Below are 19,465 nucleotides of genomic sequence, written 5' to 3' on the forward strand. Positions count from 1 at the left end.
CAACATGCCGAAAGTCGGAATGGAGCCACTGCGCCGCAAGGCGCTCATCGACGCGACGATCTCGGCGATCGGCGAGCGCGGGTCGCTTGACGTGACCATGTCCGAGATCGCCGGACGCGCCGGCGTATCGTCCGCGCTTGCCCATCACTATTTCGGGGCCAAGGACGAGCTGTTGTTCGCGACGATGCGGCATATCCTGGCCGAACTGACCATCGACATGCGCCGGGCCCTGCAATCCGCCGCCTCCCCGCGCGAACGCGTTTCGGCCGTGGTCGCCGTCAATTTCTCCGACATACAGTTCCAGCCGGAAACCATCGCCGCCTGGCTCGCCTTCTATGTCGAGGCGCAGAAATCATCCGCGCTGCGCCGGCTGCTCAGGGTCTATGCACGGCGGCTGCACTCGAACCTGATGAGCGGGCTGACCGGCATCCTGCCCAGGGCAGAGGCCGACCGCGCCGCCGAAGCGACGGCGGCGATGATCGACGGGCTCTACATCAGGCGGGCGCTGAAGGACGGCGTGCCCGACGCCGCGACCGCGATCGCGCTGGTCGAGGACTATCTCGAAACCAAACTCGGCGAGCGGCACAAACAGTGACAGTCAAGCGACCCAATTTCCTGATCGTCATGGTCGATCAGCTCAACGGGACTTTTTTCCCCGATGGGCCGGCCGCGTTTCTCCACGCGCCGCATCTGAAAGCGTTGGCGGCCCGCTCGGCGCGCTTCAGGAACAACTACACGGCCTCACCGCTCTGCGCGCCGGGCCGTGCCTCGTTCATGAGCGGCCAGTTGCCGTCGCGCACCGAGGTCTATGACAACGCCGCCGAATTCGCTTCGTCGATCCCGACCTTTGCCCATCACCTGCGCGCCGACGGCTATCACACCGTGCTTTCGGGCAAGATGCATTTCGTCGGCCCCGATCAGTTGCACGGCTTCGAGGAGCGGCTGACGACCGACATCTATCCCGCCGATTTCGGCTGGACGCCGGACTACCGCAAGCCCGGCGAGCGGATCGACTGGTGGTATCACAATCTGGGTTCGGTGACCGGCGCCGGCGTCGCCGAGATCTCGAACCAGATGGAATATGACGACGAGGTCGCCTTCCACGCGGTGCAGAAGCTCTATGACTTCGCCCGCGTCTCCGAGGATGCCGCGCACCGGCCCTGGTGCCTGACGGTCTCCTTCACCCATCCCCACGACCCCTATGTGGCACGGCGGCAGTACTGGGATCTCTACGAGGATTGCCCGGCGCTCGAACCAGAAGTGGGCTTCATCGCCTATGACGGCCAAGACCCGCATTCGCAGCGGCTCTACAAGGCTTCCGACTACGACAGTTTCGACATCACGGCAGAACAGGTCCGCCGCTCGCGGCGGGGTTACTTCGCCAACATCTCCTATCTCGACGACAAGGTCGGCGAATTGCTGTCGGTGCTCGAGCGCACGCGCATGCTCGACGACACGATCGTCATGTTCTGCTCGGACCATGGCGACATGCTCGGCGAGCGCGGCCTGTGGTTCAAGATGTGCTTCTTCGAGGGCTCGGCGCGGGTGCCGCTGATGATCGCCGGCAAGGGCGTGCCGGTCGGGCTGATCGAGGCGCCAGTCTCCAATCTCGATGTGACGCCGACATTGTGCGACCTCGCCGGCATCGACATGAGCGCGATCGCGCCATGGACCGACGGCCAGTCGCTGCTGCCGTTGCTCCAAGGCAAGCCGCGTACGGCGCCAGTGCTGATGGAATATGCGGCCGAAGGCTCCAACGCGCCCTTGGTGGCGATCCGTGACGGCCGCTACAAGTTCGTCCACTGCGAGATCGATCCGCCGCAACTCCATGACATCGAAGCAGACCCACATGAATTGAGCAATCTCGCAACCGATCCGGCGCATGCGGATCTGGTGGCGGCTTTCATGGAAAAGGTCCGCGCACGCTGGGATATGGCGGCTTTCGACGCTGCCGTGCGGGCCAGCCAGGCGCGGCGCTGGGTGGTCTATCCGGCACTGCGCAACGGAACGCACTACCCCTGGGAGTTCCAGCCGCTGCAGAAGGCTTCGGAACGTTACATGCGCAACCACATGGATCTCAACGTGCTCGAAGAGCAGAAGCGGTTTCCGCGAGGCGAATAAATGGCAGACCTTCTCGTCCCCTCCCTTGACCATCTCAAGCAGGCCTACGCCGTCACCTCCAAGGCGACGCAGATCACGCCGCTGCTGGAATCGGCCGCACTCGCCAGGGAAACCGGTGCGGCCCGCGTCTTCATCAAGCCGGAATCACTGCAATGGGGGGGATCGTTCAAGATACGCGGCGCCTATTGGCGGTTGAAACGGCTTTCGTCCGACGAGGCGAGGAAGGGCGTCGTTGCCTATTCCTCCGGCAATTTCGCGCAAGGACTGGCCGCCGCCGGCCAGGCGCTCGGCATTCCCGTCACCATCGTCATGCCGATCGATGCACCGGCCGCCAAGCGTGACGCGACCGCCGGCTACGGCGCACGCGTCGTGCTGACCGACCATGGCGACCGCGCGCGTGAGGAAGTCGCCTCCGCCAAGGCGCGCGAGATCGCCGAGATGGAAGGGCTGGCACTGCTGCATCCGTTCGACGATCCCGAGATCATCGCCGGCCAGGCGGGCGCCGGCCTCGAAGCGCTCGACCAGCTTGCCGCCAAGGACGCCAGCGCCGACCTGTTGTTCTGCTCGGTCGGCGGCGGTGGACTGATCGGCGGCGTTTCGCTCGCCTTCCACTACCTGTCGCCCGCAACCGAGATTATCGGCGTCGAGCCGGAAGGTTTCAACGGCATGGGTTCGTCGCTGGCGCATGGCAGCATCGAGACGATGCCGATCGGTCCGAAGTCGATCTGCGACGGGCTGATGTCGCGACGGCCGGGCGATGCGCCGTTCGCCGCGGTCAAGGCCGCCGGCGTTCGCGGCATCACCGTCGACGATCAATCTGTGCGCCGCGCCATGCGGATCGCTTTCGAGCGCATGAAACTGGTGCTCGAACCGTCCGGGGCTGCGTCACTGGCGGCACTGCTCGGCGGCAATGTCGATGTGAAGGACAGAAACGTCCTTGTTGTGGCTACCGGCGGCAATGTCTCGCTCGCCGATTTTATGGCGCATATGAACCATGCTTGAAGCGGATTTCGTCATCATCGGCTCCGGCTCGGCCGGTTCGGCCATGGCCTATCGCCTGTCGGAGGACGGCAAGCATTCGGTCATCGTCATCGAATTTGGCGGCAGCGATATCGGGCCGCTGATCCAGATGCCCTCGGCTTTATCGATCCCGCTCAACATGAGCCTCTACGACTGGGGCTTTGCCAGCGAGCCGGAGCCGCATCTCGGTGGCCGCGTGCTGGCGACGCCGCGCGGCAAGGTCATCGGCGGCTCGTCCTCGATCAATGGCATGGTCTATGTGCGCGGGCACGCGCGCGATTTCGACCACTGGGCCGAGCAAGGGGCTACCGGATGGAGCTTTGCCGACGTGCTCCCCTATTTCAAGCGCATGGAAGACTCCGATGGCGGCGAGGATGGCTGGCGCGGCAAAAGCGGCCCGCTGCATGTCCAGCGCGGCTCGCGTAGAAATCCGCTCTATGGCGCCTTCGTCGAGGCGGGCCGCCAGGCGGGGTTCGAACTGACCGACGACTACAATGGCGCCAAGCAGGAAGGCTTCGGCCCAATGGAGCAGACCATTCGCGGCGGTCGCCGCTGGTCGGCGGCATCAGCCTATCTGAAGCCGGCGCTCAGGCGAAAAAACGTGAGTCTGGTCAAGGGCTTTGCGCGCCGGGTGATCATCGAGAATCAACGCGCCATCGGCGTGGAAATCGAAGCTCACAAACAGATTCAGGTCGTTAAGGCGCGACGCGAGGTAATCGTCGCCGCGTCGTCGATCAACTCGCCAAAGATCCTGATGCTGTCCGGCATCGGACCGGCTGAGCATTTGCGCGAAAACGGCATCGCCGTCGTCGCCGACCGCCCCGGCGTCGGCCGCAATCTGCAGGATCACCTGGAACTCTACATCCAGCAGGAATCGACCAAGCCGATCACCCTGAATTCGGTGCTCAACCCTTTTTCCAAGGCGATGATCGGCGCGCAATGGCTGTTCTTCAAGTCCGGCCTCGGCGCCACCAACCATTTCGAGGCGGCAGCCTTCGTGCGCTCCCAGGCCGGTGTCGACTATCCGGACATCCAGTACCATTTCATCCCCGCGGCGGTGCGCTATGACGGCAAGGCGGCGGCGAAGTCGCATGGCTTCCAGGCCCATGTCGGACCGATGCGGTCGAAGTCGCGCGGCTCGGTGACGCTGCGCTCGCCGGACCCGAAAGCGAAGCCGGTGATCCACTTCAACTACATGTCGCATCCGGACGATTGGGCGGAGTTCCGCCACTGTATCCGGCTGACGCGCGAAATCTTCGGCCAGAAGGCCTTCGACGCCTATCGCGGCCAGGAGATCTCGCCGGGCAGCCATGTGCAGTCCGACGACGATCTCGATGTCTTCATCCGCGACCACGCCGAGAGCGCCTACCATCCCTGCGGCACCTGCAAGATGGGCCGCGCCGACGATCTCATGAGCGTCGTCGATGCGGAATGCCGGGTGATCGGTGTCGAGGGACTGCGGGTCGCGGACTCCTCGATCTTCCCGCGCGTCACCAACGGCAATCTCAATGCACCGTCGATCATGACCGGTGAAAAGGCGTCCGACCACATTCTTGGCCGCACGCCGCTGGCGCCGTCCAACCAGGAACCATGGATCAATCCCCGCTGGCAGGCGTCGGACAGATAGAGCATGATCCACCCATAGATTGAGCCGCCCACTTTCGCGGCGCCGGACCATTGGAGACTCCCATGCGCGCCCAGCCCACGGCATCGCACTATGTCAACGGACGCTATATCGACGACGAGCAAGGCGCGCCGCTGCCCGTCATCTACCCGGCAACCGGCGAGACCATCGCCATGCTGCGCTCGGCGACGCCGAATGTCCTGGAACTCGCCATCGAGGCCGCACGGGCCGCGCAGCCGGCCTGGGCTCGGCTGAAGCCGGTCGAGCGCGGCCGTATCCTGCGCCGCGCCGCCGACATTCTTCGCGCACGCAATGCCGACCTCGCCCGCATCGAGACGCTCGACACCGGCAAGGCGATCCAGGAGACGCTGGTGGCGGACGCGCCTTCCGCCGCCGACTGCCTTGAATATTTCGGCGGCGCGGTCGCCGCCTATAATGGCGAGGCCGTCGATCTCGGCGGGCCTTTCGCCTACACACGGCGCGAGGCACTCGGCGTCTGTGTCGGTATCGGCGCCTGGAACTACCCGATCCAGATCGCCGGCTGGAAATCGGCACCGGCGCTGGCCATGGGCAATGCCATGGTGTTCAAGCCGTCGGAGAACACGCCGCTTTCAGCACTGGCGCTGGCCGAGATCTACAGCGAGGCCGGCCTGCCGGACGGGCTATTCAATGTGGTGCAGGGTTATGGCGATGTCGGCGCCGGCCTCGTGGGACACGATGTCGTCGCCAAGGTCTCGGTGACCGGCTCGGTGCCGACCGGACGCAAGGTGCTGTCGCTCGCCGGCTCGAAGATGAAGCACGCGACGATGGAGCTCGGCGGCAAGTCGCCGCTGATCGTTTTCGACGACGCCGACATCGAAAACGCCATCGGCGGAGCCATGCTCGGCAATTTCTACTCGACCGGCCAGATCTGCTCCAACGGTACTCGCGTCTTCGTGCAGAGCGGCATTCATGACCGCTTCGTCGACCGGCTGGTCGAGCGGACCAAGAAAATCCGCATCGGCGATCCGCTCGACCCCGAGACCCAGATGGGGCCTCTGGTCTCGAAAGCACAGCATGAGAAGGTTGTCGGCTATATCGGGATCGGCAAGCAGGATGGCGCCACACTGGCCTGCGGCGGCAATGTCCCCTCGCTGCAAGGTTTTGACGGCGGCTTCTTCATCGAGCCGACAGTCTTCACCGGTGTCACCGACACGATGCGCATCGCCCGCGAGGAGATTTTCGGGCCTGTCATGAGTGTGCTGAAATTCGACGGCGAGGACGAGGTGATCGACCGCGCCAACGACACCGAATTCGGCCTGGCCGCCGGCGTCTTCACCCGCGACCTGCCGCGCGCCCACCGTGTCATCGCCGAATTGCAGGCCGGCACCTGCTGGATCAATGCCTACAATCTGACACCTGTCGAAATCCCCTTCGGCGGCTTCAAGCAGTCCGGCATCGGCCGCGAGAATTCGCTGGCGGCACTGGCGCTCTATTCGCAGCTCAAGTCGATCTATGTCGAGACGGGGGACGTGGCGAGCCCGTATTGAGCCCAGCCTAAGCCGCCTTCTCCGCCGTTCCATCCAGATACTGCGTCAGCGCGCAGACCAGGTGATAAAAGATGCTGGCCGGAACATCCGATGCCAGCGAGCGGCCGCGTTCGTCGATGCGGTCTATCCACAGGCCGAGCGGCGCCGGGTCGATGTGCCAGCGGAACAGCCGGCCAACCCGTTCCTCGATCTCCGGCTTGAGATCGGGGCCGCCCGAACCATCCAGCGCAATCGCCGCCTTGACCGCTTCGGCCTGCGGCCAGCTGCGCGAGATCAGGTCCAGCGGCAGCCCCTGCCGCGAGACCGCCCCATAGGCAAGGCCGGTGGCGCGGTTGAGGCCATTGGCGATGGCCGAGGCATAGAGTTTCCTGGCGAAGCCGCTCAGTTCGGCCTGGCCGCTGCGTCCGGCGAAATCGACCAGCAGCGAAGCCCATTCGAAGTGATGGCCGGGCTCGGTCCACGCGCCCTTCTCACCGGCGGCCGGCCTCCATTCGTCATCGAAATATTCGCCCAGCGTCCAGCTGTCCCGGTCGAAGAAATGGCTGCGGAAGAGATCGATGATGCGCGCCGCGCGGCGCAGGTGAGCACGCTCGCCGGTTGCCTGATGCCAGGCCAGGAACGCTTCAAGCAAATGCATGTGCGGGTTGGAGCGCCGCTCGCCCTTCCCGTCCGATGTTTCGAGGAAACCGGTCATGCGATGATCCTCGAGATGCGCATCGAGGAACGCGAAGGTTTCCTCGCCGAGCCGCAAGGCATCGGGATTGCCCGACATATGCGCATGGGCGAGTGCCAGAAGCACGCAGGAATGATCGTATGCATCCTCGGTGGCATCGGCGACGGAGCCGTCGACATGGAGCGTACGCACCCAGCCGCCTTTGTCGGTGCGGCCATTCCTGGCCATGAACTCGATACCGTGGCTGATCAGCCGGTCGGCCGGACCATGCCAGCCGCGCGCGCTGGCGACCGCGAAGGCATAGACCTGCCTGGCCTGGGTCCGCATGCGCTTGGGCTTCATGAGCGGGTTGGTGTCAAAGCCCAGCGCTTCATGGAAACCGCCATGACGCTCGTCGACGCCTGATGTCGACCACAGCGGCAATGTCTCCTGAAACAGCCAGTGGTGCACACGCCGCCGCCAGGCGCCGCTTTCGATGACGCGGTCATGCGCCGGCGTGAACCTGGTTTCCAGCCGGCCCGATTTCTCGAGCTGCTCGACGATCTTCTTGACGTGCTGGCTGTGACTGACCGGCGCGACGAAAGTCGCGTCGGCGGTCGAAACGATGGCCACATCCTTCATGGCGATCGCCGACAACAGGCGGCCGTCGCTGCGGATGTAGGAGTTCTCGCAATCGATGGCGACGACATCGCCGATGACGACATTGCCTTGCTCGTCGGCCGGACCGACATCGAGCAGCGACTGCCAGGAGCCGAGATCGTTCCAGCGGAAGTCGGCCGGCACCATGGCAATGCCTTGCGCCCGCTCCATGATGGCGTAGTCGATCGAAATCGAGGGGATGGCTTCATAGAGCTCCAGCGGCATATAGAGGCCGGACAGGTCCGATGTCGCCGCCTTGTAGGCGGCCGCGGTGGCCTGCCAGATGTCCGGCTGGAACGCCGCGAAGGCATCGCGCATGGCGCCGGCTCGAAACAGGAAGATGCCGGTGTTCCAGTAAAAGTTTTCCGCCCTGAGATAGCTCTGCGCCGTCGCAAGGTCCGGCTTTTCGACGAAGCGCGTGACGTCGAAGATGCCGCCCTGCGCACCTGCCACCTCGATATAGCCATAGCCGGTCTCGGGCTGTGTCGGCTTGATGCCGAACACCACGAGCCGGCCGGCGCGCGCCGCCTCGGCGCCGGCCTCGATGCTCTGCCAGAATTGCCCTGCGGTCGATATTTCGTGATCCGATGGCACAACCAGGACCAGGCTGTCGCCGAATTCGGACAGGGTGCGCAGCGTTGCCAGTGCGATCGCGGCGGCGGTGTTGCGCCCCGTGGGCTCGAACAGCGGACCCCCGCCCGCTAGATCCAGGCCGGCCAGGTCGGCATGGACGCGCTCGGCATGGCGCTCGGAGGCGATCAGGAAGATCGGCGTTTGACCCGCGGGCCTTGCCGTCAGCCGGCGCAAGGTCTTGGCCAGCATGGAACCGTCGCCGGACAGGTCGTGAAACTGCTTGGGATTGTCCTCGCGCGACAGCGGCCAGAGCCGCGAACCGACGCCGCCGCTCATGACAAAACTGACGATGCGCTGGCTCATTCGGGTCTCGCTTAGAAGTTGGTCTGGGGTAGCAGGCATGCCTTTAAGCCGTGTTTACCCGATTGGAAATGCGCTCGACCGCCAGGTCGATGAAGGCCTTGACCAGGGGGGAAAGGTGCCGGCTGCTGGGATAGAGAACGTGCAGGCCACCGGCCGGTGTCGTATAGCCGTCGAGGACGCGCCGCAACCGTCCCTCGTTGATCAATCCCTCCGCTATCGGCTGTGGCAATTGAGCGATGCCGAAGTCCGCGAGCGCGGCCGCCACCACCGCCTGCATCTCATTGGCGGCGAAGCGCCCGGCGACTACGACGGTTTCCTGGCCTTGTGGGCCATCCAGCACCCAATGAGCGCCTGAGGCCGACGGACCCGCGATGACGCATCGATGGCGGGAGAGATCGGCCGGGCTTTCCGGCATCCCGTATCGGGCGAGATAGGCGGGGCTGGCGCAGAGCAGCCTGTGCGTGGAACCGAGCTTGCGGGCAATCAGCGTCGAATCCTCCAGTCTCCCGGTACGGAAGGCGAGATCGATGCCATCCTCGACCAGATTGAGCTTGTCGTCGGTGAGGCGAAGTTCGACATTGGTCTTCGGGTACAGCGTCAGAAAGTCGACCACGGCGCGGATGAGGAAGTGCCCCCCAAAACCAACCGGAGCCGAGATTCGGATCGTGCCCGAAGGCTCCGCCCTCGCCTCGGCGAGGTGCAGATTCGCCTCTTCTATCGTCCGCAGCCCCTGGCTGCTCCGCTCATAGTAGAGACGCCCGGCATCCGTCAGGTTGAGGCTGCGCGTGGTGCGCTGCAGCAGACGCACGCCGACCTCGCGTTCGAGCGCGGCGACACGGCGGCTGACCGTCGTCTTGGGCATGGCGAGGAGACGCGCCGCGGCGGTGAAGCTGCCGGCTTCGACGACGCGGGCAAACACGACAATATCGTTGAGATCGATCATTGCACTCAAAATTGGGACAAAGTTTTCCAATTATATACAATTATGCATCAATGCAATAGGCCCTAGCTTTGCTCCAGACAAACAGAAGGAGCAGATCAGATGACCAGCAAACGAAACATTCTTGTGACCGGTGCCACGGGCCAGCAAGGCGGTGCGGTGGCGCATGCCCTGCTGTCCAGGGGCCATCGCGTCAAGGCATTGACGCGCAAGCCGGACAGCGAAGCCGCGCGGCAACTGGCGTTGGCTGGCGCCGAGGTTGTTGCCGGCGATCTCGCCGACGCGGTCTCAGTCGTGAAGGCCGCAAAAGGCGCCGACACCATGTTCCTGATGGGCAACAGCTACGAGGCCGGCCTTGAGGAGGAAACCCGCCAGGGGATTCTAGCCGCCGATGCGGCAAAGGCCGCCGGTATCGGACACCTGATCTATTCATCCGTTGCCGACGCCGACAAGAAGACCGGCATTCCGCATTTCGAAAGCAAATACCTGGTCGAGCAGCATGTCAGGCAGCTCGGCATTCCCTATACGATCAGCGCGCCGGTCGCCTTCATGGAGAATGTCGTCGCACCGTGGTCGATCGGCGCGCTCAGCCAGGGCAGCCATGCCTTCGCCATGCCGCCTAAGCGTGTCCTCCAACTGGTCTCGCTGGCGGATATCGGCGCGTTCGTCGCCACTCTGGCCGAGCGGCGCGAACGCGTGTTCGGCAAGCGCTTCGATTTTGCAGGGGATGAATTGTCCGGTGAAGAGCAGGCAAGAACCCTGTCCGAGGCCATCGGCCGCCCGATCCGCTATCAGGAGATCCCGATCGCGGCCGCCCGCCAGCAGAGCGAGGACGCGGCACTGATGTTCGAATGGTTCGACCGCGTCGGCTACGACGTCGACATCGCCGCCTTGCAAAGGGAGTTCCCCGAAGTGCGCTGGCACGGTTTTGCCGACTGGGCGCACGCATTTAACTGGAACATCAGCGGCCTGCGCGACGAAAGCTGATGAAATGCGACAGAAGTGCTGCCATTGCCGCTTGCAGGAATGAAGTGTGGCGGCTATAAGCCCGCCGTCTGGTCACGGAGTGTAGCGCAGCCTGGTAGCGCACCTCGTTCGGGACGAGGGGGTCGCAGGTTCAAATCCTGCCACTCCGACCAGAAAAACAATGTGTTAGCGCATCCCGACTTTGGCGCTTGATTGATATGCCACCTGACAACAGGGCGAGATGATACCCCTCCTCAGTTGAGTTGGCTGAGAGTCATATCCAACGCGCCATGCAGCAAAGAGGAGCGGTAAGCTCCCTGCCGTAATATTGGTTTGCGGCCGTCAGCCATGGGCGCTTCCCAGCATCCGCTCGGCTGATCACGTGCCGACAAGAAGTGTCGACGAACCTTACTCCCGTCACATTTATCGGAGGCCAAAGAAGCTCAATATCGCCAACACGATGACTATCGCTCCAACGAGCCAGATGATGTTGTTCATGATCTCTCTCCTGTCGCCTGGGAAGCCCGCGCCTCTGGCGGAGGACGCGGACCGATCGGCCTTTGCCGGCCGATCTTCGGCAGACACCGAGGCGTCTGCCGCAGGGAGTAGAACTATTCGATAGACCTAATGTTCCGCCGAATGGCAGACCGAATGTCGCGAATTTTTGAGCGCAGATCGTCGCGCCGATTGAATGAGTGCAACCGGTGCATCGGACCACTTCGAAAGGTGCCCCCTTCTCTGCCTTGGGCAATGCGATCGCCCGACCTTCGACTTGCCCGCAGGCATCCCTACCGCCTTGGGAAAGCCCCGGAACCAAAGCGGCCAGCCGCAGTTGTATCCACCGAAGGGCTATTCCAGTCAGTGGAGAAATTATAATGAAAACAATGCTCGTGTGCGCTTTGGCGCTTTCCGTGGGATTCCCGGTCGTGGCCTCGGCAGCCGAGGCCGATGTGGTTATCCGGACCCACCATCGACACCACCAGGTCAGGATCATCAACGAGGATGGACAGCGCCTGCATCACCGTCACCACGGCACGGTTGCTTTCTATGACCATGGCCGCCGGCATCATCACCATCGTCGAGATGCCGTCGTGGTCACGGGTTCCGTCTCCACACACCATCACCGCCATCCCGTGGTGATCGAGAACGGCGGCTACTGATAAACAGTCGCTGGCCCGGCTCATTGTCAGGAGTCGGGCCAACTCGGCCTTTGTCCCAGGTGAACATCCACATAGATGCGCTCGGAGAATGCTCCGGGGTACCCTAACTGGTGCTGGTCCATACCCTCGCCCCGTCAGTCGACGCGAGCTTGACCTACCCACAGGCTGGGCCGGCCAGAATTCAGACCAGAGTCAGGGATGTGATCGGCGGCGTCTTTCGAAGATGTCGATCTTGCGGCTGTATGTCATCCGAATTTGATTGTCACAACCTTCACAGGTCAGCGACTTGACGCTCTTTATCAGGCGACCTTTACGGATCATCATTCGGTTGCATCGAGGACACTGGATCATCATGTCATCATCATACCGGTCCGGTGAAAGTGCCATATTCGCCTCCCAATGACGCTGGCAAGCAACGTACGTGCCGCATGGATATCTCGGTTGTGATGTGTGGAGCGGCCAGCGTTAATCGAGCGTGATTTGTTGGTTCACGGATCCGCGATTCAGGTCTGGCATTGGAGCCATGCGTAGCGGGTTGGTCGCGGAAGTCCGCGCAATCTCACCACTTGTTGTGGAAGTTCTGATCGTTCAGCCCAGGGCGTGACAAACCATTTGTTGCTGCGTTGCCGTCATTCAGCCCTTCTTCCGCTCTCCGATTTGAGACTGAGGGTTCGCCCGCCGCATGGAGGCGGCGGGCGAACCCTATCGGCGCAGGAAGGGACATAGCTGCGCCAATCTGCAAGACATTCGTGCTCGATCTCTCGGATGGTCAGCCAAGAGTTATTCCAATCGCCATGAAGGTGATGGCCACCGCGAAGGTCAGTGCGAGCAACCAGCGTGCTTGGCCAACACTCTTCTCCATCACTTCCTCCTGAACATGCAGCGGACAACGGCTGCGAACGGGGGCTGTTCCGGGCAGCAGCACGGATAGGACCATTGCATTTAAGAGCCAGACTTAAGTCCGGCGCCATACCAGACCGAAGCCCAACCAGGGAACGATTGCGCTTCGACCCTGTTCGGTTGACTGGGCGCGAGGGCGATCAAGCGGAATTGGATGAAAGTCACCATGCCGAACAGTGAGGCCGCAAGATCCGATGCATTGGGGACGCGCGTAGCCGACCTCAAGGCCAGGATGCAGCAAGCCCGGATTACCATCAGCGAAATGAAGACATTCCAAAAGGTCGCGGCGATGATGGAGGACGGACAGGGCAGCATCGGCGGCGATGATTTAATTGCCGCTTCCTTCGTGACCGACACGTTGCTCGACAAGGAAACGCCCTGAGACCATGCGGACTATCAGCAGGCTTTTTGATTCCCATGCCGAAGCGGGCCGGGTTGCCGGAGAACTGGTGGCGGCTGGTGTTCCTCACGTTCAGATTGCCATTATCGGCCCCTACCAGGATGAAGTCGGAGTTCTGAAGTCTCCGGGCGTCATTCTCGGTTTGGTCGGTGCGGCATTGGCGTGCCTTGGCGCCGTGGCCGTCTACGGTGTCACTTCCCTTCAGGCCGGGTTACCGGCAACAGCCGTGATTTGCGCGGTCTGTGGCGGTGCTGGCGGGTTGCTCGGCTCATTCATCACGACGGCTGCCAAACCCGACGATCGCAGCGTCGCCGAGGGGATCGTCCTGGTGACGGCGCATGTCGATGAGAACAAGAGCGATATCGCCCAGACAGTGCTCCGTGGTGATGCCCCCATGGCCGGACTAGCCGTCGAAACAGCGTGAGAATCCCAGGAGATCACAGGCCGACAAGCCGTGCGAACGAGCAAGCGCCGGCATACGGCATCTCGTCACGACCGGCGCGGATCGCGATCGGGCTCGACAGCAGGCGCAAACTTTGTCGAAATGGGCATCGGCTCTAGGCAATTCGATGAAAGCCGGTAAGCTGGCGACCGGATGCGGACATGAATTTTATCTCAACGACAGCCTCGACACCGGTTCTTGTGATTGCCGTGCTTCTCGTGGCCGGCTGCTCCTCGATCAGCAGAACGACAGATCCGGCGAAGTACGACAAGATGACCTGTGTCGAGCTCAACAGCGCGCTGGGCGAAACCGCCAGCGAAATCTCGCAAACCGCGATCACGCGCGGCAAGGTCGCCAACACCAGTGTTCCCCGCTGGCTGCTTGGTGGCTCACGCGTGAAAACCGCCGTCGCCAATCGGGAAACAGCCAGGATAGACCGGCTGAAACAGCAGCAGGATGCCATTGCCGCTGCGCGCGCACGCAAGTGCCCGAGGTCTGCGGACTGAGCGGACGGACGCCGCCACGATGATTGCCTTCAGTTGAAGCGCCGCCTCACGCGCTCAGCCGAAAGCGCGTCACGTCGATCGCCGCGTTCATCAGCGTCTGCGTGTAAGGCGCTTGCGGGTTGCTGAAGATCGCCTCGGTCGGTCCTTGCTCGACAATCTTTCCCTGCTTCATGACGATGATGTAGTCGGCCATGGCGCGCACCACGGCGAGGTCGTGGCTGATGAAGAGGTAGGACAGTTCATGGTCGGCCTGCAGCTTGCGCAGCAGTTCGACGATCTGCTTTTGCACCGAGCGATCAAGCGCGGAGGTCGGCTCGTCCAGCACGACCATCCTTGGCTTCAGGATCATGGCGCGGGCAATGGCGATGCGCTGCCGCTGGCCGCCTGAGAATTCATGCGGGTAGCGGTTGCGGGCGTTGGGATCGAGCCCGACTTCGCGCAAGGCCTCGACCGCGCGCTGGTCACGCTGCTTGCTCGAAAGGTTCGGCTCATGCACCAGAAGGCCTTCGGTGATGACCTGGCCGACGGTCATGCGCGGCGACAGCGAGCCGAACGGATCCTGGAAGACGAGTTGCATCTGGCGCCGCAGCGGCCGCATCGCCTGCCGGTCGGCCGTGGAAATGTCGCGATCGCCAAAACGGATCAAACCATCGCTCGGCAGCAGCCGCAGCAGGGCGCGGCCGAGTGTCGATTTGCCCGAACCGGATTCGCCGACGATGCCGATGGTCTGGTTGCGCTGAAGCCGGATCGAAATGTCATCGACAGCACGCAGCATCAGTGGCTCGCCGGCCATAAACCCGCCGCCGATCCTGAACGTGACTTCGACATTCCTGCCTTCGAGCACCACGGGCGCATTGGCCGGCGGTGGTGCCTTGGTTCCTGTCGGCTCGGCCGCCAGCAGCATCTTGGTGTAGGCGTGCTGCGGGTTTGCGAAGATCGCTTCCGCCTCGCCTTCCTCGACCACCTCGCCCTGGCGCATGACATAGACACGGTCGGCGAAACGCCGGACGATGCCAAGATCGTGGGTGATGAAGACGATCGCCATGCCTAGCTTGCGCTGCAGTTCGGCGAGCAACATCAGGATCTGCGCCTGGATGGTCACGTCGAGCGCCGTCGTCGGCTCGTCGGCGATCAGGATGTCGGGATCGTTGGCCAGCGCCATGGCGATCATCACGCGCTGGCGCTGGCCGCCGGACATTTCGTGCGGATAGGATTTCATCCGCCGCTCGGGATCTGGAATATGCACGAGCCGCAAGAGCCTGAGCGCCTCCTCGCGTGCCTCGGCGGCATTCAGGCCGCGATGCCGGCGGATCGGCTCGATCAGCTGGTTGCCGATCGAATAGAGCGGATCGAGCGAGGTCATCGGCTCCTGGAAGATCATGCTGATCTTGGCGCCGCGCACCTTGTTCAGGTCGGACTTGCTCAGTGTCAGCAGGTTGCGGCCGCGATAGTCTACATGGCCCGTGGCTTCGCCATTCGAGGCCAGCAGACTCATCGCCGCCATCATGGTCTGGCTCTTGCCGGAACCGGACTCGCCGACCACGGCAACGGTCTCGCCGGCATTGACGTGGATGTTGATGCCCTTGACCGCCTCGACGGCGCCGTCGAGCGTGCGGAAGCGGACGCGCAGGTCCTTGACGGCGAGGATCGTTTCGGGAGTGGCCATATCAGCGGTCCCCATCTCAGCGATCCCCCATCTCATCGATCCCTTGGGTCGAGCGCATCGCGCAGGCCGTCGCCGACGAAATTCAGGGCGAACAGCGTCGAGACGAGGAAGAAGGCGGGGAACAGGAGCAGCCAGTTGGCGGTGCCGATGTTCTTGGCGCCGACCGAAATCAGCACGCCCCAGCTGGTCATCGGCTCCTGCACGCCGAGTCCGAGGAACGACAGGAAACTCTCCAAGATGATGACCTGCGGCACCAGCAGCGTCATGTAGATCACCACCGGACCGAGCAGATTGGGGATGACATGGCGCAACAGGATGCCGCGCTGGCCGACGCCCATGGCTTCGGCCGCCTGGACATATTCCTGGCGGCGGATCGACAGCGCCTGGCCGCGCACGATGCGCGCCATGTCGAGCCACAGCACCGCGCCGACGGCCAGGAACATCAGCACGAAGTTGCGGCCGAAGAACACCACCAGCATGATGACGAAGAAGATGAACGGCAAGGAATAGAGCACGTCGACAATGCGCATCATCACCTCGTCGATCTTGCCACCGGAAAAGCCGGCGGCGGCGCCATAGATCACGCCAATCACCACCGCCACGACGCCGGCGAGCAGGCCGATGGCCAGCGAGATGCGCCCGGCCATCAGCGTGCGCGACAGCAGATCGCGGCCGGTGTTGTCGGTGCCGAACAGGAAATATTGCTGCTTGACCGATGTGCTCATCGTCACTTCGAGCCCGTCGGGCGATTTGTTCTCGATCCTGGTGTCGTCAAAGGCATCGGAGCGGTCGAGATAGCGGATGTTGCGATCATCGATCGGTTTGGTCGAGGTGACCGTGACCGTGACGCGGCTGCCTTCCTGATGCCATTCCTTGAGGTCGACACGCATGCGCTTGATGGCGTCCGTGAGCGCGCCCTGGATCATGTCTGGCTTCGGGTAGGCCGACAGGCTTGGCGGCATGCGCACATAGTCGGCATAGATGGTCGTGTATTGATGCGGCACGAACCAGGGGCCGAACACGCTGACGATCCCGATCAAGGCGAGATAGTAGAGGCTGAACATGGCAGCGCGGTTGGCCTTGAGGCGCGCCCAGGCATCGCCCCAGAGCGAGCGGCCAACGATGGTGGGAGCCGTGGCTGCGATGTCAGTCATAGCGCACCCTCGGATCGACGACCGCGTACATGACGTCGACGATCAGGTTGAAGATGATGGTGAAGATGGCGATCACCACCACCGTCCCCATCACCAGCGTGTAGTCGCGGTTGAGCGCGGCATCGACGAAATAGCGGCCGACGCCTGGAATGGAAAAGATCGTCTCGACGATGACAGAACCGGTCAAAAGGGCCGCCGCCGCAGGGCCGGTAAACGAGACGATCGGCAGGATGGCGCCGCGCAGGGCATGCTTGACCACCACCGACCAGTCGGAAAGGCCGAGCGCGCGCGCCGTGCGGATATGGTGGGAGCGCAGAGATTCGATCATCGAGCCGCGCATCAGGCGGGCAACGATGGCGATCTGCGGCAAGGCAAGGGTGAGCACCGGACCGACCTTGTTGATGAAGGCGCCATCGCCCCAGCCGCCGATCGGCAGCAGCTTCCAGGTCAATCCGAAGAGGAGCTGGATCACCGGCGCGATGACGAAGGTCGGGATGGTGCTGCCGGCGGTCGCCAGTGCAATCACCGTATAGTCGCCAAGCTTGTTCTGGTTGAGTGCGGCGATGGTGCCGAGCAAGGAACCGAGCAGCAGCGCCAGGATCAGTGCCGACGCACCGAGTTGCACCGAAATGGGCAGGCCCTTGGCGAACAGTTCGGTGACGGTGAAGTCCGGCATGTTGTAGCTCGGACCGAAATTGCCGCGCAGGAGATTGCCGAGATAGTGGACATATTGCAGCCAGAGCGGGTCGTTGAGGCCGAATTGGGCTTCAAGGTTGGCCTTGATCTCGGGGCTCAGCCCCCGCTCCTGGTTGAATGGGCCGCCTGGCGCGACGCGCATCAGGAAAAACGCCATCGTCACGATGACGAACAGCGTCGGTATGGCGGTCAAAAGCCGCCGGAATACGTATCGTAGCATCGGTGCCCCACTTGATCCGAAGCACCAACGCCCAGTTGGACGATTGCGCTCCAGCCTTCAAATCTTCGCACCGGATTTTCCGAAAATCGATTGCGCTTCCCGGGCCGATGCGATGGCAAACCAGCGCCGCCGCGCGAGGAGTGCGCGGCGGCTTGGCCAGGGATCAGTCCTTGCTGACGAAACGCGACGGATGGACGTCCATCACATTGTCGACGAAGCCATGCAGCTTCGAGGAAACGATGTCGTGGTAGCTGTAGTAGAGAAGCGGAATCTGGCCGACGTCGTCGACAAGAATGCGCTCGGCCTCGGAGAGCTCCTTCATGCGCTCCTCGGGCTTGCCGCCGGCGGCGGCCGCCTTGTCCATGGCCGCTTCATAGGCCGGGCTGTTGTAGTTCGAGTAGTTGTTGCCGCTCGCCTTGCGCGAGATGCCGAGGAAGGTTTCCGGATCCTTGTAGTCGGCGATCCAGGCGGCACGCGCCACGTCATAGTCGCCCTTCTGCTCAAGGAAGGAATAGTGGGTCTTGGTGTCGGTGTTGAGCAGCGTGACGTCGACGCCAAGCGGCTTCAACTGCTCCTGGATGGCAACCGCGGTGTTCTTGTGGTTCTCCGAGGTGTTGTAACGGATTTCCATCTTCAGCGGATGTTCGGGCGTGTAGCCAAGCTTCTCGAGGATTTTCTTGGCGGCGTCCTCGCGATCGATCTGCGGCATGTCGGCGTATTTGGCCATTGCGGGCGTGTAGCCCTCGATGCCGGGAGGCACCATGGAATAGCCAGGCAGCATCGAGTTCTGCCAGACCTTTTCGGCGATGAAGTCGCGGTCGATCGCCATCGAAATGGCGTTGCGCAGTTCAGGGTTGTTCCACGGCGCCTTGTCGGTCTTGATCGCGTAGTAATAGGTGCCGAGATATGGGCCGACATGGATCTGGTCGCCGAACTTGGTCTTGAGGTCGGCGAGCTGTTCGGTCGGCAGATCGTCGTAGCTGTCGAGTTCGCCGGCTTCGAAGCGCTTCATGGCCGAGGAGCGATCCTCGGTCGGGATGTAGTTGACCACGTCGAACTTGACGGTCGCCGCGTCCCAGAATTTCGGATTCTTGACCAGTTTCATATGGTCGTTGGGGACCCATTCGGCCAGCGTATAGGCGCCGTTCGAAACAAGGTTGCCGGGCTTGATCCAGTCAGCGCCGAGCTTTTCGATCGAGGCCTTGCTGACCGGATAGGTCGCCTGATGGGTCAGCATCTCCAGGAAGTAAGGCGTCGGCGCCTTCAGCGTCACTTCCAGGGTGTTGGCGTCGATCGCCTTGACGCCCATGTCCTCGGGCTTGCCCTTCTTGGTGTTGACGTCCTCCGCACCCTTCACCGGATAGAGCATCGAGGCATATTCGGCGCCGGTCGCGGGGTCTTCCAGCCGATGGAAGGCGTAGACGAAATCGTCGGCCGTCACCGGGCTGCCGTCAGACCACATGCCGTCCTTGCGCAGCTTGAACGTGTAGACGGTGCCGTCATCCGATACCGTCCAGCTTTCGGCGGCGCCCGGAATGAGGTTCGCCTTCTCGTCCTGCATGACCAGTCCCTGGAACAGGTCACGCAACACATTGGCTTCATAGACCGTCGAGGTCTTGTGCGGGTCGACCGATTCCGACTCAGCGGCGGTGCCCCTGTTATAGACGGTCTCCGCGAAAGCCGGCGTGTAGAACGCACCGGCGGCTACGGCCATGGTGGTGGCGAACACCGTCGCCTTCAGCATGTTTTTCAGCATGAAGTTCTCCCTGTCGGCGCTGCCGTCGGCGCGCCTTTTCGTGTTGACGCCCCGGGACCGATATCTGGTTCCTTCAAGCGTGCCACCGGTTCCCTCCGGCAGCTGGTGGCAGGAGAC

16 protein-coding genes and 1 tRNA gene are annotated in these 19,465 nt (G+C 62.8%); 10 read left to right on the forward strand and 7 right to left on the reverse strand.

Annotation, left to right across the window (positions count from 1 at the left end):
- Positions 1–4 precede the first annotated feature (4 nt).
- From betI to betB, 5 genes are all read left to right on the forward strand, one after another.
- Positions 5–595 carry a choline-binding transcriptional repressor BetI gene (betI, locus tag AC07UC_RS26695; RefSeq protein WP_494907931.1) on the forward strand — a complete coding sequence of 197 codons (591 nt, stop codon included), beginning with the start codon at positions 5–7 and terminating at the stop codon, positions 593–595.
- The gene (gene betC / locus AC07UC_RS26700) at positions 592–2,121 is read left to right on the forward strand and encodes a choline-sulfatase (protein WP_494907932.1); all 1,530 of its coding nucleotides are present in this window, start codon (positions 592–594) and stop codon (positions 2,119–2,121) included. Before betI ends, betC begins: the two co-directional genes overlap by 4 nt.
- Positions 2,122–3,123, forward strand: coding sequence for a threonine/serine dehydratase family protein (locus AC07UC_RS26705; protein ID WP_494907933.1), 1,002 nt, complete (start codon positions 2,122–2,124; stop codon positions 3,121–3,123).
- Positions 3,116–4,768 carry a choline dehydrogenase gene (gene betA / locus AC07UC_RS26710; RefSeq protein WP_494907934.1) on the forward strand — a complete coding sequence of 551 codons (1,653 nt, stop codon included), beginning with the start codon at positions 3,116–3,118 and terminating at the stop codon, positions 4,766–4,768. Before AC07UC_RS26705 ends, betA begins: the two co-directional genes overlap by 8 nt.
- Positions 4,769–4,830: 62 nt before the next feature.
- Positions 4,831–6,294: a betaine-aldehyde dehydrogenase gene (betB, locus tag AC07UC_RS26715; RefSeq protein WP_494907935.1), complete on the forward strand. Its 1,464-nt coding sequence runs from the start codon at positions 4,831–4,833 to the stop codon at positions 6,292–6,294.
- Positions 6,295–6,301: 7 nt separating this feature from the next.
- Here the strand turns inward: betB and AC07UC_RS26720 are convergent, their stop codons facing one another.
- Positions 6,302–8,542, reverse strand: a complete 2,241-nt coding sequence (locus AC07UC_RS26720) for an AGE family epimerase/isomerase (RefSeq protein WP_494907936.1) — start codon at positions 8,540–8,542, stop codon at positions 6,302–6,304.
- 43 nt (positions 8,543–8,585) lie between these two features.
- The gene (locus tag AC07UC_RS26725) at positions 8,586–9,485 is read right to left on the reverse strand and encodes a LysR family transcriptional regulator (RefSeq protein ID WP_494907937.1); all 900 of its coding nucleotides are present in this window, start codon (positions 9,483–9,485) and stop codon (positions 8,586–8,588) included.
- A gap of 99 nt (positions 9,486–9,584) precedes the next feature.
- Between AC07UC_RS26725 and AC07UC_RS26730 the strand changes: the two genes are divergently transcribed.
- A complete protein-coding gene (locus AC07UC_RS26730; protein WP_494907938.1) occupies positions 9,585–10,469 on the forward strand; it encodes an NmrA/HSCARG family protein in 885 nt (294 codons plus the stop codon).
- A 75-nt stretch (positions 10,470–10,544) separates the two neighbouring features.
- Positions 10,545–10,621, forward strand: a tRNA-Pro gene (locus tag AC07UC_RS26735).
- 615 nt (positions 10,622–11,236) lie between these two features.
- Here the strand turns inward: AC07UC_RS26735 and AC07UC_RS26740 are convergent.
- Positions 11,237–11,632: a hypothetical protein gene (locus tag AC07UC_RS26740; RefSeq protein ID WP_494907939.1), complete on the reverse strand. Its 396-nt coding sequence runs from the start codon at positions 11,630–11,632 to the stop codon at positions 11,237–11,239.
- A gap of 1,042 nt (positions 11,633–12,674) precedes the next feature.
- On the opposite strand from AC07UC_RS26740, the gene AC07UC_RS26745 reads away from it, so the two are divergent.
- The 3 genes from AC07UC_RS26745 to AC07UC_RS26755 all read left to right on the forward strand — a co-directional run bounded on the left by AC07UC_RS26745 (position 12,675) and on the right by AC07UC_RS26755 (position 13,856).
- Entirely contained in the window at positions 12,675–12,890 is a 216-nt protein-coding gene (locus tag AC07UC_RS26745; RefSeq protein WP_494908994.1) for a hypothetical protein, read from the forward strand.
- Between the two features lie 4 nt (positions 12,891–12,894).
- Entirely contained in the window at positions 12,895–13,332 is a 438-nt protein-coding gene (locus tag AC07UC_RS26750; RefSeq protein ID WP_494907940.1) for a hypothetical protein, read from the forward strand.
- Positions 13,333–13,511: 179 nt separating this feature from the next.
- Positions 13,512–13,856, forward strand: coding sequence for a hypothetical protein (locus AC07UC_RS26755; RefSeq protein WP_494907941.1), 345 nt, complete (start codon positions 13,512–13,514; stop codon positions 13,854–13,856).
- A gap of 46 nt (positions 13,857–13,902) precedes the next feature.
- Here AC07UC_RS26755 and AC07UC_RS26760 read toward each other — a convergent pair whose 3' ends face one another.
- From AC07UC_RS26760 to AC07UC_RS26775, 4 genes are all read right to left on the reverse strand, one after another.
- Positions 13,903–15,522 carry an ABC transporter ATP-binding protein gene (locus AC07UC_RS26760; RefSeq protein ID WP_494907942.1) on the reverse strand — a complete coding sequence of 540 codons (1,620 nt, stop codon included), beginning with the start codon at positions 15,520–15,522 and terminating at the stop codon, positions 13,903–13,905.
- Positions 15,523–15,554: 32 nt separating this feature from the next.
- Positions 15,555–16,676, reverse strand: coding sequence for an ABC transporter permease (locus tag AC07UC_RS26765; RefSeq protein WP_494907943.1), 1,122 nt, complete (start codon positions 16,674–16,676; stop codon positions 15,555–15,557).
- On the reverse strand, positions 16,669–17,592 hold the full coding sequence (locus AC07UC_RS26770) for an ABC transporter permease subunit (protein ID WP_140768736.1): 924 nt from the start codon (positions 17,590–17,592) through the stop codon (positions 16,669–16,671). Before AC07UC_RS26770 ends, AC07UC_RS26765 begins: the two co-directional genes overlap by 8 nt.
- 163 nt (positions 17,593–17,755) lie before the next feature.
- Entirely contained in the window at positions 17,756–19,348 is a 1,593-nt protein-coding gene (locus AC07UC_RS26775) for a peptide ABC transporter substrate-binding protein (protein WP_140769727.1), read from the reverse strand.
- Positions 19,349–19,465: the final 117 nt, after the last annotated feature.

The sequence above is a fragment of the Mesorhizobium sp. GW821-FHT04C10 genome, from assembly GCF_059420305.1.